The organism is Novosphingobium sp. Chol11 (assembly GCF_900218065.1).
GTDB lineage: Bacteria > Pseudomonadota > Alphaproteobacteria > Sphingomonadales > Sphingomonadaceae > Sphingobium > Sphingobium agri.
In genome coordinates, this window is sequence record NZ_OBMU01000004.1 from 87,774 (window position 1) to 103,068 (window position 15,295).

At 60.0% G+C, this 15,295-nt stretch carries 11 protein-coding genes and 1 riboswitch; of the genes, 4 read left to right on the forward strand and 7 right to left on the reverse strand.

Annotation, left to right across the window (positions count from 1 at the left end; translation table 11 throughout):
- Positions 1–10: 10 nt before the first annotated feature.
- The 3 genes from NCHOL11_RS16855 to NCHOL11_RS16865 all read left to right on the forward strand — a co-directional run bounded on the left by NCHOL11_RS16855 (position 11) and on the right by NCHOL11_RS16865 (position 2,425).
- Positions 11–310, forward strand: coding sequence for a hypothetical protein (locus NCHOL11_RS16855; RefSeq protein WP_097093795.1), 300 nt, complete (start codon positions 11–13; stop codon positions 308–310).
- Positions 311–490: 180 nt separating this feature from the next.
- On the forward strand, positions 491–1,174 hold the full coding sequence (locus tag NCHOL11_RS16860) for a hypothetical protein (protein WP_097093756.1): 684 nt from the start codon (positions 491–493) through the stop codon (positions 1,172–1,174).
- A 513-nt stretch (positions 1,175–1,687) separates the two neighbouring features.
- A complete protein-coding gene (locus NCHOL11_RS16865; RefSeq protein WP_097093757.1) occupies positions 1,688–2,425 on the forward strand; it encodes an SDR family oxidoreductase in 738 nt (245 codons plus the stop codon).
- Positions 2,426–2,630: 205 nt separating this feature from the next.
- Here the strand turns inward: NCHOL11_RS16865 and NCHOL11_RS16870 are convergent, their stop codons facing one another.
- The 3 genes from NCHOL11_RS16870 to NCHOL11_RS16880 are packed head-to-tail and all read right to left on the reverse strand — an operon-like array spanning position 2,631 to position 7,358.
- Positions 2,631–3,851, reverse strand: a complete 1,221-nt coding sequence (locus NCHOL11_RS16870; protein WP_097093758.1) for a hypothetical protein — start codon at positions 3,849–3,851, stop codon at positions 2,631–2,633.
- Positions 3,852–3,881: 30 nt separating this feature from the next.
- Positions 3,882–5,102 (reverse strand): MFS transporter, encoded by a 1,221-nt coding sequence (locus tag NCHOL11_RS16875; protein ID WP_097093759.1) that lies wholly within the window; start codon positions 5,100–5,102, stop codon positions 3,882–3,884.
- A 3-nt stretch (positions 5,103–5,105) separates the two neighbouring features.
- Positions 5,106–7,358, reverse strand: coding sequence for a TonB-dependent receptor (locus NCHOL11_RS16880; protein WP_217991116.1), 2,253 nt, complete (start codon positions 7,356–7,358; stop codon positions 5,106–5,108).
- A gap of 232 nt (positions 7,359–7,590) precedes the next feature.
- On the opposite strand from NCHOL11_RS16880, the gene NCHOL11_RS16885 reads away from it, so the two are divergent.
- A complete protein-coding gene (locus tag NCHOL11_RS16885) occupies positions 7,591–8,481 on the forward strand; it encodes a helix-turn-helix domain-containing protein (protein ID WP_097093761.1) in 891 nt (296 codons plus the stop codon).
- 508 nt (positions 8,482–8,989) lie between these two features.
- Here NCHOL11_RS16885 and NCHOL11_RS16890 read toward each other — a convergent pair.
- The 4 genes from NCHOL11_RS16890 to NCHOL11_RS16905 all read right to left on the reverse strand — a co-directional run bounded on the left by NCHOL11_RS16890 (position 8,990) and on the right by NCHOL11_RS16905 (position 14,838).
- A complete protein-coding gene (locus NCHOL11_RS16890; RefSeq protein ID WP_141397905.1) occupies positions 8,990–10,498 on the reverse strand; it encodes a PepSY domain-containing protein in 1,509 nt (502 codons plus the stop codon).
- The gene (locus NCHOL11_RS16895; RefSeq protein ID WP_217991117.1) at positions 10,485–12,560 is read right to left on the reverse strand and encodes a TonB-dependent receptor; all 2,076 of its coding nucleotides are present in this window, start codon (positions 12,558–12,560) and stop codon (positions 10,485–10,487) included. Before NCHOL11_RS16895 ends, NCHOL11_RS16890 begins: the two co-directional genes overlap by 14 nt.
- A 242-nt stretch (positions 12,561–12,802) precedes the next feature.
- Positions 12,803–13,052: riboswitch (cobalamin riboswitch) on the reverse strand.
- 193 nt (positions 13,053–13,245) lie between these two features.
- Positions 13,246–13,878 (reverse strand): tyrosine-type recombinase/integrase, encoded by a 633-nt coding sequence (locus NCHOL11_RS16900; protein WP_097093764.1) that lies wholly within the window; start codon positions 13,876–13,878, stop codon positions 13,246–13,248.
- Positions 13,879–14,154: 276 nt separating this feature from the next.
- Positions 14,155–14,838 (reverse strand): CDP-alcohol phosphatidyltransferase family protein, encoded by a 684-nt coding sequence (locus NCHOL11_RS16905; RefSeq protein WP_097093765.1) that lies wholly within the window; start codon positions 14,836–14,838, stop codon positions 14,155–14,157.
- Positions 14,839–15,295: the final 457 nt, after the last annotated feature.

The window sequence follows — 15,295 nt, forward strand, 5'->3', positions numbered from 1 at the left end:
GTTGAAGACGATGAAGCCCAGAAAGCGATATCTCACCGCGACATTGAGCGACGGCTACGTCAAAACGATCGGCCCCACGGCGTCCCCTTTTACGCATTATTGGCGGATAGTCGCGCAGCTCGAAAGCGGCCGGACCGAGGTCTTCTGGGGCCATAGCAAATCGCTCAAAGAGGCGATTGGCAAGAAAGCGGCGACCGCCGACGCGGCACGCCAGCGGGGATGGACGAGCTATGATTTTGAGGTGGTAGAGCTCGTCGCATCGATGGATCTGAGCGGTGGACATTGGCCACTAACGACATCTGATATTTAGCAGGACCACCATCATGCGGATTCGCTGCCGACCCTTATGCGACGTTCAGCCCGCCATTTTCTATCTCCAGCTGCGGTCAGTCCGGTTTCTCCCAAGACGTGGAGCAAAGCGACCTCGTGGCGGGAACCAGATGGACGGGTCTTGTCTCCAGGTCCCCGGCGCGGCAGAAGCTGTGTCGCGATGATCGAGTTTCACGCCCCCGCCGCTGACGCCCCGGAATTGGCGCTTTCGCCCCTCCATCGAGCAGCCGTGCTGACTTTGCGTCATCTCGTCGAAGCCGGTCCCATCGGCCTCACGCCCAATAGGGCGTTAAAGCGCTACTTCGTCACCTGGGCGGCCGAAACCTTCAATTGGCCCGGCTACACCGCCGACAAACTGTATGCGATCAATAAGGTCTTGAACGAACAGCACTTCCCGCCATTGGCCATTCTGCACGATTTGCTGCTGGCCGCAAAGCTCGCTCGCCACCGCAAAGGCTTCCTGCACATAACCAAGGTAGGCAAGGACCTGTTGGAGCACCCGGCGAGCCTCTGGATCACCCTGAGCCAACATCTACTCCTTTCCGCCGGTCACAATGACATGCTGGAAATCGAATGGGTTTCGATTCTCAACGCCCTGAATGTGGAAGCTCATTCAGGTGTGACGGATAAGCAATTCTGCGCCAGGCTGACAGGCGGGCATGATAAAGACTACCATGTGAAATCGCTCATCTATGTGCATGTCCTTCGGCCTCTTTGCTGGCTCGGCCTACTGCATGAGAGCCGACAAAACCCGTCTGAGCGTTTTTTCACGAAGACAGCGCTCTGGTCCCTCACCTTGACGTTCGAGGGGAGTTCGCGGTTGCCGCCGCTTACGAAACATTGATCGCAATCTGGACCTCGAACGACCCTTCCTCGCCGCTCAACGGGCAAATTTCGCTCCCAAGCAGCGGACGTCTAATTACCGCGCTCCGGCCGGTCAGCATGTCCGCTTTGTTGGACAATCCGGAACGGCGCGTTTCAGGATCGCTCACCGGGATAGCGGACGCGCTAGGACGTGAACTGGCTCGTCAGCTTCGCGCCCTTTAGCCGTCGTTGAAGACGCCAAGTGTCGATCCTGAAAGCCGCCACTTCCGCGCGGTGATCGGTAACCCCTTCAGAAAGATGGAGCTGGAGACCATTTTGCGCGGTTTACTTTCAGCAGCTGGCTGCTCCTGAGGTCGCGCCGGAACCCTCACCTGGTCGACATTCACTTCAACCGATCAAATGTCGGCCGAAGCGCGACCAACGCTGCCTTCGGCGGTCGTGGAAGCGAAGATGCTCCTTATCGAAATCCATTGTGTTTGGCCAAAGAGCGCGCCACACTTTCGCGAGCCCGGACCTAACAAAAGGATTATCGATGGGGCACGATATGATAGGCAAGGTTGCGTGGGTTACCGGCGGCGGTTCGGGAGTGGGGCGTGCGGTCGCCCAGGTTCTGGCGCGCGCGGGTGTTCATGTTTACGTCAGCGGCCGCCGCGCTCGGCAGCTCGACGATACTGTCGAAAAGATCCGGAAGGAAGGGGGCCGCTGCAAGGCGATTGGATGCGATATCTCGAACCCGAATGCCGTCGCGCACGTTGTCCAGACCATTTTGATAGAGCAGGACCGTATCGACATCTACATCGGTGCCGCCGGCTACAATATCAACCGGCGCCAATTCTCCAACCTTAAGCCGGAGGAAGCCAGTGACATCATAGCAACCAACTTAACCGGCGCCTTCAACGCCAGTTCAGCCGTACTCGCCGCGATGCGTCCTAGACGCGAAGGTGTTCTGATCCACATTGGGTCCTGGTCGGGCCGCCGCGTGCGTCCCTTTTCTGGCCCAGCCTACACAGCTGCAAAAGCCGGTCTGCTGGCAATGAGCGAAGCGTTGAATCTGGAGGTCGCCCTGGAAGGCATCCGATCGACTGTGATCGTGCCCGGTGGCATCGACACGCCGTTGCTCGACAACCTGCCTGATCCTCCCTCGCCTGATGTCCGTGCTCAACTGCTTCGGCCGGAGGACTGCGCCGAAGCCGCCCTTTGGGTTGCGCGCCAACCTGCCCGTGTCCGCATTGACGAGATCATCATTACTCCTACCGTTCAAAACGTTTGAGAGGCGAGCCACCGTTTCCGACCCGATATCCCAATACGAAAAGCTGATCGTTGAATCTTAACGGGACTTCTCCTCCCGCGAATGGCCACCCCCGGCAATCACGATCAATTAGCTCGATCTGGCTCGAGTTTGACAAGTGTAAGCACGGCGACGTGGGCGCCGTGCTCATCGACAAGGGTTAAACGGAGCGAGAAGCGTCCCGCCTTCAGGCGACCAGATCGCCCGAAATGATTGCTCGCTCCGGCGTCAGGACGGCGACGCCGCGCGTGCGAAGCTCCTCCAGCGGCACAAGGTGGGCTGTCACAATCGGCGGTACTTCGCACTTGATGAAGCGCAGGCTCATCGTGCCATGGACGTGATCGAAGCTGTCGATCCAGTTCCCCCCAATCCCGGGATCGCTCTCGGATATGATCACGCGCGCGGTGCCGTCCGGTTCCAGAACCACACGGTTCATGTTGATGTGGCCGCCCTGATGCTCGTAGGTGTCCAGATTTTCCTGAAAGACGTTGAGAAGCTGGAAGATCCAATGCTCTGCGGGTGGCACGGCGAACTGGAACACCAGTGCCATATCGCGCGGCTTGTCCCACGCGCCAAAGGCGTGGTGCCGGTCGGCGACACCCCCATTGCTAAGGTAAACCGTGCGCGAGAATTGCAGCTGATTGATCCGGGTGCCGAGATTATCGAACCACCAGGATCGCGGCAATTCCGCATAACCGCGCACCATCTGCGCGGCACGGGCGAGGTTGGTGGCAAGCTCGTGGGCCCGGACCGGGCGCTGGGCGGGCCGGTCCAGCCGTTCGATGTGCATGACCGGGTCGACCTCCTTCGATCGATCCTGGTGAACGACACGGATCAGCATGCCGACAGAGTTTTCGTCGATCTTCAGCCAGTCCTTGCCCCCGGGCTTCTCACGCGTGCAATAGACCTCGAAATTGCCGTCAGCGTCGAAGTGGATGGCGTCGCTTTGCAGAAAGTCGGTGGTGTAGAGCATCGCCGGATCGAACTGCTTCAGGCTATCGACGCCAGCCTCGGCCCAATCACGCGATCCGACGTCCCTGTCCTGATCGGCCTTCCACACGGCCATCACGAAATAGGGGACCGTTCCGCGATTGCCCCAAATCCGATATTCATAACCTGGCTCATACCATTCGGACAGAAGATGGTCCTGATCCGGGCTGGTCGCATTCACAGAGCTCCTGAACGGTATGTCGCGAAGGCGGGGGTGGTCGGGTTCGCTATTCTCCACGAAACGTTCTAGGCCGTTGCGCACTTGGCGCGAGAGGTAGCGAAACCATTCGGTACGATCAAGATCATCGACTGCATCGCCCCAGCGAGCGATCTCATGCCCTGTCAGGCGGATGGTCTCGCAGAAGTCGTCCCATGCGCAGCCTTCAAGTAGGCGGCGGGCTGCGGTTTCGTCAGGCATGCATCGTCTCCTGTGCTATTGCTTTCGTCATCAATGAACTGGGGCGGCGGTCGCCAGCGTAAATGGGCGCCGGATGAAAACGGCGGCGAGCGCAAGCGTCAGCGTGACCGCCAGTGCCGCAAAGCCGCCATGCACGCCAAAGCTGGCGCGCAGTGGCAGGACGATGAGCGGACTTAAAAATTCGCTCAGGAATATCGCGCCGAACATCAGCCCGATAGCACGCCCGCGCAATGCGGGTTCGGCGCGCGAGATAAGCAGGCTGGCGAAGAACGGCGAGAAGAGGCCGGTGCCGATCCCCATCAGGAAGCAGCCAAGTGCGGCCATCTCAACTGTCCAAGCCGCGGACAGGGCTGCCGTGCCCATGAGGTAGGCGGCCAGGATGAGCCGGAATGTTCCTGCCTCCCCGAGGCGGCGGTGGACCAGCGGAAAGGATGCGGCGCTCAGGATTGAGGCGAGCGCGCTGCATGCGATGACACGCGACCGGATTACCGGATCGGTCACCCCGTCAGCTTGAAGCAGGAATGGAACCTGGGTTGCCGGCATCATCATCAGCCCGGCCATTGCTACGATCGTCAGATAGATGGGCCATAGCGAAGCAAGCGCGGAAAGTGGCGGTGCGGTCTCACCCGGACTGCTGGGTCCCGGTGACCGGATGTGCGGGACGGCAAGCAAGGCTGCCGCAAAGAGCGGCACCGCGATAAGGTAGATGGCGAAGGGGGCACGCCATCCCCCCGTTTGCGCGATCAGCCCCGAAATCAGCACTGCGCTCATTGCCGCGATGCCAGCCAGAGCATCTTGCGCCGCGATCAGGCGACGGCGCCCGCTGCCGTCAAACCGCGCCCCGATCAACCATGTTGCAGCCGTAGCAATGCTCGCGCCTGAGAAGCCCATCACAAACCGGGAGGCGAGCAGCACAAGCTGATCATCCACCCACAGTCCCGCCGATCCGCCCAACCCAAAGCCGGCGAAGGCGGTGATCGTCATGGCACGCGGGCCTACCCGGTCGATCAGCCAGCCCCCGATGGGTGCGCCCAGCATCAGTCCGATTGCTGGCGTGGTCATGATCCATTGCGCCAGCATCGTCCCACCGGCCCTGCCGCTGAAATGCTCGGCGATCATGGGCAGCACGGGTGCAATGGTGCTAAAGGTGAGCGCCATCAGCGGCGGGCCGGAAAGCATGACCGCGATCATCAGCCATGCTCGCCAACCCTCCACCCTGCGTAGCGCGCTTTGCGCAGTATCCTCGCCCATTGATTAGTATCGCGCCCGTAATGTTACGCCGATAATCCGCGGTTCGCCAAGGAAACCATTCACCTGCCCAGCGTTGAATCCCGCCACCGTCAGGCTGGTAAAATAATTCTTGTTGAAGAGGTTGCGGCCCCAAACCGACAAGTCGATCCTGCCGTCCAGAAAGCGCATTCCCGCACGTGCGTTTACGAGTGAATAGCCATCGACCACCGTATAGGATGACAAGTTCGAGCTGCTGTTGAAGCTGGATTTGTAGCTGTAATCTGCCCCGATATAGCCATCCACGGCATCACTGAACGGCACGGTCAAATCACCGCCCGCCGAAAACGACCAGCGGGGTGCCCCCGGAATTTGCCGCCCGCTGAGATCGCAGACCGTCTGCAAGCCGAAATATTCCGGCGGGCATGGGGCGTTCCGAAAAGACAGGAACTTGGCATCGACATATGTGCCTGCCGCGTAGAGACTGAAGGCGCGGCTAGGCGTGTAGCGGAGCTCCAATTCGGCGCCGCGCGAGCGAACCTTGCCGCCATTGGTGAGATAGCTGATTGATCTCGATGGTTCGAGGATCGTTGTTTGATAGTCCCTGATGGTCGTGTGGAAGGCCGCAGCATTCAGGATCAGCCGCCTGTTGATCAGGCTGGATTTCAGGCCGATTTCGAAATGATCCACCGTTTCGGGTCCAACGGTGGGCGAGATGCCGGCAGGCACGTTCGTCAGGTTGATACCGCCCGATTTGCTGCCGCGCGCATAGGTAGCATAAGCCAAGATGTCGGGCGTGAAATTATAGGCCAAGTTGATCTGGCCTGTTACGTTTCTCTCATGCGTCCGCGCCGTGTAAGTTGTTGGCGCACCGAAGCTATCGCGGATTGCCTGTGCCGGAACACGGATTGCGTCGGACAGCCCGGAGATATCTGGGCTCAGCCCAGTGCTCTGGTCGAAGACGCCGCGTTTCTTCTCGTCGTTGTATCGCAGGCCGGCTGTGATCGCGAACGCCGAGGTCACGTGCCACGTCAGCTGCCCGAAGGCGGCGTAGCTGCGACCGCGAAGAGTGGAGATGCTGCGTACGGTGAAGCCGTTCAGGGCCGCGTTTGTCACAGCGTTCGACGCTCCCAGTGCGAAGGCGGGTGCATCTGGCCCGTAACGGGTCAGCTGGTCGACATCGACGTCATGATCATAGAAGTAGAGCCCGGCGACATAGTCGATCATCCGTTCACCGGTCGAAGCAATGCGCAACTCCTGCGAGATTTGATGATCATCGATCAGCTGCTGAGCGCCGGAGAAGATATCTAGGGCAATATTGTCAGCATCGACGCGCGGATCGAACTGCCAGCGCCGCCATGAGGTGAGCGAGGTGATCGACGCGCCATCCAGATCGAAAACTGCCTCACCCGTGAAGCCATATTGCTTCATGTGGATGCGTTGCATGCGGTTGGCGTCGTTCAACCGAGCAAATGGATCAACGGCCAAGGGGGCGTATCCAAGCTGCGCGGCTCGTGTCAGGAATGGGCGGGGCAACGGAGTCCCGTCCACTCGCTTGTCTATAAGGTCGGCGACCACCGCATAACAGCAACTGTCTTCCAACCTGGAATAGTCGGCGATCAGCCGAACCTTGAACCGGTCGCTTGGACGAAACAACAGCTGCGCACGCGCGGCATCATTTGCGCTCTCGTTCACTCCGCGTCCGCTGACGGTGTTGCGGATAAATGCGCCGTGCTCGCCATGTGATAGCGTGAACCGCGCCGCGAGAGTATCGGTGAGCGGCACGGATGCGCTCATCCGGCCTCGATAGGTGGCGCGGCTGCCGATCGTCCCTTCCGCCATAGCCTCGGGCTCGAAGCTCGGAGCGCGCGTGATGATATTGATCGCGCCAGCGGTGGTGTTCTTACCAAACAGAGTTCCCTGCGGGCCGCGCAGCACCTCAATCCGGTCGACATCGACCAGCTCGAACGTCGATTGCCCTGGTCGAGCGAGGTACACGCCATCGACGTGGACACCGACGCCATTCTCTAGCCCGACGTTGCTGAACAGCGCGTTCGCGCCGAGGCCGCGGATGTTGACGTTTGTGTTGTTGGGATTCACCACGGAGATGAGCACGCTCGGCAGCTGCTGCTGGATCTGCTGTAAACCAAAGCTGTTACGCGCTTCCAGCTGTGCGCCGCCGATCGCGGTCAACGCGATGGGCACGCTTTGTGCAGTTTCCTCGCGGCGGCGAGCGGTCACCACAATGTCGCCAAACGCTGCCTCGGGCTCTGCTGCCACAGCTGCATCAGAGCGCGTCTGAGCAAGAGCAGAAGATCCAAAGGAGACCCAAGCCACCGATGTCGTTGCAAGCCATTTCAAACGTGCGTTCATAGCAATCCCCTCTCTCAGCGCGGTGCCCCCATATTTCGAGGTGCAGTTTTTCGCGCGACTAGGGCATAACACGCGGCAGAAGCAGACAAAGCAATGGAAATGACTTCCGCAGACCGGTCAGTTTTACTAGGATGCGGACATGAGCTGGAGCATCGAACATGCGCACCCGATCGGAGAGGCTCTGGTTGCACCTGGCTTACGTTTTACCCTTTGGGACTATAGCTGCGACGAAGGTGAGGACAGGATGGCGACGAACGACGCCCATGTCGTCAGCCTGATGCTCACCGGTGATTGCGACGCCTTGGTGCGCCACGACCTGGGCAAGAGGTATTCTCAATTCCGTCGGCTTGGCTCTCTCTTGATGACTCCGGCGCATGTTCCGATCCACACTATTGGCATGCCGTTCCGCACCCGCGTGGCACGACTGGAGGTCCTACCGGGGCGGTTTGCCGCGCTCGAGCGCTTGTCCGGCGAGCGGATCGCCGATCAGCTGATGCGGTGCACCGACATTCCAACTGAGACAATCCGAACTGCTATGCGTCGGCTGGCCAGCGAAGTCATCAATCCGGGGCTTTCGTCCGATCTGCTGCTGGAGGGCCTTGGCACGACAGTTGTGGTCGATCTCCTGCGCTATATGGAGGATGAATCGGCGCAGGTGTCCCACGCTACCCTTGGCCATACCGCGGGAAGCAGCTTCACCGTCGCGCAGATTCGATCAGTTGCCGATTTTGTCGAGGCGAACCTCGAAAGGCGGATCAGCGTCAGCAGCATCGCTGGTCATTTCAATCTGAGCGCCCGACATTTCGCTCGCCGCTTTCGCGCCACGACGGGCCAAAGTGTCAGCAGGTTCGTTGAGCAAGTACGATTGCAGCATGCACGTAAGCTGCTCTCTGACCGGCGCCTTTCTATCAAGGAGATCTCGTACCGGATGGGTTTTGCCAGTCCGGCGAACTTTTCCGATGCCTTTCTGCGACAGTGTGGCGAGCGGCCGAGAACGTATCGACAGCGCCAGGCCGAAGCGATGGATTGAGTAGGTCACGCGTTCTTCCCCACCGCCACCGTACAGCTGGACCCGATTGATCGCAGCAAGGTACTTTCTGAAGCGCCCAAAGAAGGTGCCAGCCTACACCTGAGAACTGGAAAAAGGAAGATAATCAGAAATTAGCGGGTCAAACTATACAGTTCGAATGAGTCCGCGGAAGGGCAGCTTTCCCAAGTCTGGTGTCCAATACCCGTCATTCTGGATGCGGCCAGCTTTCTCCTTCCCGAGAGGGAGGTTGCCGACCTTCGCATGACGGCTCGCGCCAAGAAGCCGACGTTCACCACCGCGCCCGTTAACGACGGCTTTGTCCCAGACCCTGCCTACCGATTTCGACCCTTTATGGACGCTCAGCCCCAAATTTTTCAATCCCAGGTCCGGTCGGTCTGCTTACTCAGTTTCAGGGCCGGGGCTGCCCGGTAGGCAACCGTCTGGTTTGGAGCCGAGGTGTTGAAATACCTGCTGCTGGAATAGAGACGGCTCCCCGCTGCCTGACCCCCTAGTTGCGCCGCAAGCGTCGCAAACCGATTACCACACCACTGATAGAAATGATCAATCCGGCACCCGACAACATCCAGACCAGAAAATGGCGCAACGGCGGCCACACGATGAGCCAAGGAAAGTCCAGGCTGTGCAGCGCGTTGAACAGCCAGCGGATGCTGCGCCCTCCCGATCCTATCTGTCCCAGCATCGCACCAGTCGCAGGATCGACATGAAGCCAGGTGTTCTCTGGATCGTTGAACTTCAGTCGCAGCACAGGCAACGGGCGGGTGTCATCGCGCGGATCGCCGGTTGAATACCAGTAACGATCGGGCCGCTCCAGCTTCTCCACCTCGATCAGCTTCGCCCCCGGCATGGCGGTTCGCGCCGCAGCGATGATGCGTGAACTCTCCATCACCACTGGCCGCGCTGTTGCGCCATCAACGATCTTCGGGCCTTCTCCGCCCCAGAGCGTTATGACAGGTTGCTCACCCATCCAGCCGAAACGCACTTCCCGCGCGTCCGCGCCGACCTGCGCTAGCGCGCGTATGTCCGTAGATGCAAAGCCGGGTCGCGCCCCGGAATAGAGGCTGACCACATCCTCCCGACCCTTGTCACGCAGTCCGCCCCACGGACTCATGGACAGCCATCCGCTGAATATCCACGTCACGAGGAACAGCCCTCCGATAATCCCGCCAATATGGTGCAATTTCATCCAGCCGCGATAGGGGCTGACCGATCCTGATTTGTAGCGAACTCTCAGCCTGACCCTGAGCAGCCCGATCCACATCCCCGCCAGCGCGCCCAGTATCCCGATGCCGGACGTCCACAGCACTGTTTGGCGCCATGATTCCTGGAACACGCGCAGCGCTTCGAAATAGATCCAGTGCGGCACCGCGCCGAGCCAGTTCCAGAACCGCTCCCGCGCAGTCGTATTTTGCACCACCTCACCGGTTCGCTGGCTGATATAGATGTCAGACACGGCGGCATCGGCTGTGCGCACGCGCCAGAAGGGCGACATCGCATTGTAGGCCCGAGTAACGACCCACTGGTCATGATCAACCGGATCAACCGATACGGCTGGCGCACCGACCAGCGCCGCAGCGATCGCTTTGGCGCGGCGCGCATCTACAGCGCGGATTTCCGTCCCCGTTCTGGCCGACACGGCGCGCCGCCCTTCCGCCGTGACAATGCGGTAGACCGGTTCACCGCCGCTCATTCCCAGCCGCATTTCGGCTGGGGCGTCCATCTCTCCAAGACCCGACAATGCCCGGTTCGGCCTCACATGCACCTGCCGCCAGTCGATTGGTGCAGCCGTCGCCACCCGCTCCGCCGCACGGAAGGAGGGAAAGGAGACATAGAGCATCACCAGCCCAGAAAAGAACCAGGTGGCAAAGAGCAGGCACAGCGCGATGCCAGTCCAGCGATGAAAGACGTAAAGCCACCGCTTCACCGCCTTCCACAGCGCAGTTGCGGGGGGAGCCGATGAACCCCGCCGCGCCACGAACGTCCCGTCAGAAAGCGACATGGAGCGTCGCCTCTACCGTGCGCGGATCGCCCAATACCCACTGGCTGTTGCCATAGGTCGCACGGGCATAAGTCTCATTGAAGATATTTCGCACGCGCAGCGCGGCGCTCGCGCCTTCGACAAACTGCCAGCGCAGTCCCGCGTCGGTCAGCGTATAGGCCGGTACGACCCGGCTGTTTGCGGCATCCTGATAGCGTTTCCCGACATGGCTGACGCCGCCGTCGAGCACCCAGTTGTCGGCAAATTCCCAGCTGACGAAGGCATTGGCTGTCTTCGCCGCGACATTGCTCGGGCGATTGCCGGCCCGCTGAAAAAGCACGCCGCCCACCGATTCCGCGAAATCATCGTAGCGTGCGCGCACCAGCGCACCGTTCAGCGTAATGCTGAGACGATCCACTGGCTCCAGGAACAAGGACGCCTCCACCCCGCGGGAGCTTTGTTGGCCTACCTGCACCTGAATGGTGGGAATTAGTGGGTCGGACGTCAGCAGCTTGCGCTTGACGATGTCATAGACGGCGAGCGTCCACTGGCCACGGGATCCCCAAAAGATATGCTTGATCCCCGCCTCATATTGGCGGCCGGTCGATAGGTCGAAGGCGCTTTGCGTGACGCTGGTCGATACCAGCGCGCCTACCGGATCGGCCGCAGTCGCATATTGGCCGTAGAGCGCCAGCGACGGCACTGGATTATAGACCGCCCCCACGCGCCAGGTCACGGCATCGGGCGTAGCCGTGAAGTTGTTGGCGGCGTTCACATAATCGGTCTTGGTGATTTCTGGTCGATCATAGCGCACCCCGCCCACCAGCGAGAATTGCTCGCTGAACTTCAGCCGGTCCTCTGCGAAGATCGCATATTGGCGGATGCGATTGGTATAGCGCGGCCTGGTCGGCGCGCCGAGCTGATGCAGGAACAGTCCCGGATCGGGATCGGCGGCGTCGATCAGGCGCGTCGCATTGTTGCCACTGTTGCTGACATTCTTGTAACTGATGCGGTTGACATCGAACCCTACGACCAGCGTGTTCTCCAACGCGGCAACGCCATGGTTCAGCGAGGCGGTAGTGCGGTTCCCCGTCTGCTTCTGGATGTGGTAGAGTTCCAGGAAGCTGGACTGACGCACCTGCGCAGGAGTGCTACCTGTCCCGGGGACGAAGGTGACGTTTTCCGCATTCTTCCAATATTTGTTGGCCCACAGATGGTAGAAGACACTGCGGATCGTCAGCGCGTCCGATGGCGTCCATTCCACCTTTGCCTGGCTCCAATTGTCACGGAAGCGCAGCCGGGCATCGGCGACATTATAGTTATTCTTGCGGATCGACCGGTCGAGCTTTCCATTCACCAGCGGCACGCCGAACCACGTCCGGGGATTTTGCTCGCTATAGTCGTGCGACAGGGTGATGCTGAGGTTCGCGGCCGGTTTCAGCCGGATTGCTCCGGCCAGCGCCACCGCATCGGCATCGCCCCGCTCCATCCAGCCTTCCGACCGACGGAAGCTGGCGTCCGCGCGGAAAGCTACGCCGTCCGTGACCGGACCACCCGCACCGACGCCGATGTTGAAACTGTCGTAAGAGGCGACGCCGAAACGGCCACTGGCCTGCATTTCTTCAGAGGGCTGCCTGCGCACGACGTTGACCGCGCCACCGATCGCGCCCTCGCCATAGAGGACCGACGCTGGCCCGCGCAGTATCTCCACGCTCTGCGCCATCCAGGGATCGGCCGGGAAGGTCAGCGTGTTGTTGTACATCCGCATTCCGTCATAGAGGGTCATCACCGAATTCTGCCCGGTAAAGCCCCGCGCCGAGAGGCCAAAGCCGAACACGCCCGATGTGTTGACGATCCCGGTCGCCCGCGCGGCGGCATCCTGAATGGTAAGGTCGCCGCGTAGGCGAATGGCATCGCCATCCAGCGTCTCTACGCTCGCTGGCATCTCCATCGCGGTCAGGCCAAGTCGGCTCGCTCCCTCACTCTTCATGGTGAGGCGCAATGGATCGACCACGCCGGTGACGACGATGGTGGAAGCATCTGCAGCCTCGTCAGCGGGGGCATTGGCCCGAGCAGCGTTCATGGACAAAATTACAGGCACGGACAGTGATGCGGCCACAATGGCAGCCGATTTGAACTTTGACATGATCTTCCCCCGTCGGCGTCGTACGACAAATGGACGGGGGCTTACCGTTCACGAACGGTCGGCAGCCAGCATCGGCCGGACGCCAGGGGCGACCGACAACGGCGTCCGATGCGGCCCCAGCCGCTCGTTCGTCGCTCAGACGGAGTTCACCGTGCCGCGGCCATCCCCTGGACCAAGGCAAGAGCGACCAGACGCCGGCAGGTCTCCTGGCTCATGGGTCATCGCTTGATATACGGCCTTCCCAGGCCTCGCAGGATTTAGCGTCCGGCCCAGTGGCTGGCGGATCGGTCATAAAGCCGTCCGCGCCTGTATATCGCGCTCGCCACTTACAGTTGCAGGGACAGCCTCGGATTTGGATGACCATAACCATCCTCACCGCGTTCCCATTTTAATCCCCGTCTCCGGGGAACCGACGCGATCTTTGTCTTCTCAGCACCTGAAGGCACCGAGCTGACGCGGCTGCCTATGCTTCTCACATCGCCAGCGCAAGAGACTTCCGCATCTTCCCAGGGGCAGAAAGGCACTGTTGGCGCAGAGAAATGGCAGTCGAGTGGCGAGAAAGGGCGAACGGGAGATGTGATCTGGGTGCTGGCTCCGCGCAGATGCGAGGAGCCAGCCGATTTCAGATTTCTGTGCCTTCTGCCAAAGTCAGGGCGTCCTCCACGTCAACGCCGAGATATCTGACCGTGCTCTCAATCTTTGTATGGCCAAGCAGGATCTGGACTGCACGGAGGTTGCCCGTCGCCTTGTAGATGATCGATGCCTTTGTCCTGCGCAGAGAGTGCGTACCATAGTCCTCGCCCGGCAGGCCAATCCCTGTGACCCACTCGTCAACCAGGCGGGCATATTGACGGGTGCTCATATGAGCCGAATGATCGGTTCGGCTCGGGAAGGCATAATCCTCCAGGGAGCCGCCGCGCAGTTCCAGCCATCGGAGCAGGCTGGCGCGAGCGTCATCCATCAGTTCGAACTGGACAGGCCGCCCAGTCTTTTGCTGAACAACGATCGCACGCGTCCGAATTTTCCGATCACATACGATGTCGCCAATCTTGATCTTCACCAGATCACAACCGCGCAGTTTGCTGTCGATGGCGAGGTCGAAAAGCGCTCTGTCGCGGGTCCGTCCATGCTGATCAAGGAAGAAGCGGATTGCCCAAATCTGGCGGGGTTTCAATGCGCGCTTCGCGCCAACTTTGCGTCCCGAATTCCACGACACTCGCTCGCGTGCGGCGGGATCAAACTCTGATAATCCCATGACACATCTCCACTGGCCATGATTGGCCAGGGGAGAAACGTTCAGACGCGCCGGAGGCAGCAGAGCTCGCGCTGTTCTGTAAGGCAGGCAAAAGTTAGCGAATTTCGATAAACTCACCTAACTTCCCTATAAAATCGCCTCTGTCCTCGACCCTTACCGGTCGTTCAGTTGCCGATTTTCCGTTGCCAGGTGCGGCCCGTCCGCTTTACTATTCGTGCGTCGCCGTCGTTCAGAAACTGGATCATGGGGGCAGCAATATCCGCGCCGGTTCGCATGTCAGTCATTTCCCCGGTCAGACCGGGCTAAGCGCCGTCCCGTGACCAACGTCTGGATGACGAACAGCAGGATCAGGATAAGCGCTATCGTACCTACGAATAGGTCAAATCCCGACAGGACACCGAAATATCCTGGACCAGAGCCCAGGACCATCATCATCACCGTCAGCCCGATCAGCATCAGCCGTAATTCAGTGGGGCCAGCCGCCAGATAGGACAGCTTGAACTCTCCCAACACGCGAGCGGAAAGATAGGCATGGATCGACAGCAACAGATAGCCGGCCAGCGCCACCATGGCGACGTCCATGGTAACAAAAGGGCTGAGACCGATCCCAGCGAGAATCAGCAGCGTCGCGAAGCCATCGCAGCTATGATCGATGAAATAGCCATAGGAGGGACGTTCGATCCGGCGAAAGCGCGCAATGCTACCATCCATCGAGTCCCCAAACCATTGGACAACATAGCCCGCGATGGCGAGCAGCAACCATGATGAATGCAGATTGCTCCCGACATAGCCCAGGAAGATCATAACCGCGCCGATCATGCCCAAAGCGGTGAGGCGATCAGGCGTGACCCATGGGGGCATTTGGGCGCAGAGCCAGTTGAGTAGCCGCCGTTCCTTTGCGGCAAGCCAATTTTCTTGGATCCTGGAAAGTGAGGCGGCGTTCTGTAAGCCAATTGTCATAGGCCCTTATGCGGCCATCGGCTTCGAGGGGCAACGTACGAATGGCGCCTCCGGCTAAACGTCAAACGCATGGCAGATCATGTTAATTTGCAATCCACGACCCATTGCGGCCGTTCAGCGGGAAATCTCGACAGTGCAAGTGCGGATGGTCAGCTTTTGCTTTTTCTCCCGCCCACCACTGGCCAGAGGCGGCGTTCGATAGAAATTTACTGCCGCAGCTGATTATCGGCGTCCGAAATGAAAGGAGCCGGCCCTTTCAGACCGGCTCTTTCGCTATGTCATTTCTTTCGACCCGCTCAGTGCAGCTCGAAATTCTCTTTGACCGGCCCACGTGTCTGATTCCAGAGGTCCACAAGCCGCCACGGCCAGGACAGGAATACGCGGCCCTTCGAGTTATTATAGTAGCTGCTCGCCCTCGGGTGGGTCCAGATCATGTTCTTCATCTGGTCTTCCACGG